At 59.3% G+C, this 1,001-nt stretch carries 2 protein-coding genes; one reads left to right on the forward strand and one right to left on the reverse strand.

The window, feature by feature from the left end:
- Nucleotides 1-542: 542 nt before the first annotated feature.
- Nucleotides 543-680 carry a hypothetical protein gene (locus tag ACP7BV_RS27250; RefSeq protein ID WP_426108036.1) on the reverse strand — a complete coding sequence of 46 codons (138 nt, stop codon included), beginning with the start codon at nt 678-680 and terminating at the stop codon, nt 543-545.
- A gap of 39 nt (nt 681-719) precedes the next feature.
- Here ACP7BV_RS27250 and ACP7BV_RS27255 point away from each other — a divergent pair, with 39 nt between their 5' ends.
- Nucleotides 720-899, forward strand: coding sequence for a hypothetical protein (locus ACP7BV_RS27255; RefSeq protein WP_426108037.1), 180 nt, complete (start codon nt 720-722; stop codon nt 897-899).
- The last annotated feature ends 102 nt before the right edge of the window (nt 900-1,001 follow it).

Consider the following 1,001-nt stretch of genomic DNA (forward strand, 5'->3'; position numbering starts at 1 on the left):
CAACCAGTGTGAAAGTAGGTTATCGTCAGGCTAGTTATATTAAAAAACCCCGCAGAAATGTGGGGTTTTTTTTCGTCTAGGGATTTGTCGTCGACGTTCCGGCAAACGTCGGCAACGTGGAGTGCATCAATTTGCGGACCAGCACGCTCTTGAACTCGGGGCGGTCTCGCGGCGCGCAGTTTCCTGCCGCATTTGCTCTTCAATTCTCTTGATGAGGTCCAAGGACAGTTGCTCCTCGACCCGACGGCAGCGCTGAGCGGCAGCCGTATATGCCATTCCACTCCGCCCGCGGCAGCTTGCCCTGCAGGTCAAACCGGGTGCCGACGAAGTTTTCGAAACGCTGCCGCAAGTCGCTCGAACGGCCTCGTTGATGCCGACGATGGTACTCAGCTTGCCGCCGGCCACGGTCGCTACGTGCAGCCAGTTGATGTCGGCGCCGTGGAAGGCACGGGGCGGAATCGACCACGCCGCCCGACCGGCTGGATCACGTGGCAGCTGCCGGCGTAGCCCTTCACGTGAACGTGGTCTTCACCTTGGCGCTGTTAGAACGAGAGGCCGACCTGCTTTTTCTCGAGGCTCTGACACATGTCGTGGCGCTCGGTCAGCGTGCGCTTCGGTGCAGCGCTGTCGGTGGCGTCGGGAAAAGGAGCCGCGTAATACAGTTCGCGTAGTGGGACCATTCGCAGTTGATCATCGATACGGTCGCCAGCACCAGTGGGATGTTTTCGCTCGATAACCGAGCAGGGCGGCGCATCCTGACGCGCTCGCGCCTGTTCACGGATGAGGTGTTTCGCAGCCCCAGCGATTTGAATCGCAAAGATGTGCCGGGGCCGTCATCAGGCAGTTCATCGAGTGCTACCTCGCCTCCTGCCGGCAAGCTTGGTGATAATGCTCGGTAAGTTTTTGCCGAATCGTTTGAAAAGCCCTTGCCAGCCAGCGAGTCCTTTGCTATCTTGTCCGCCTGCGCAAGAAGGTGGGGGCACCGTTCGAATACCAGCAGG

The sequence above is a fragment of the Massilia sp. TSP1-1-2 genome (assembly GCF_049896185.1).
In the GTDB taxonomy this organism is placed as follows: domain Bacteria; phylum Pseudomonadota; class Gammaproteobacteria; order Burkholderiales; family Burkholderiaceae_D; genus Telluria_A.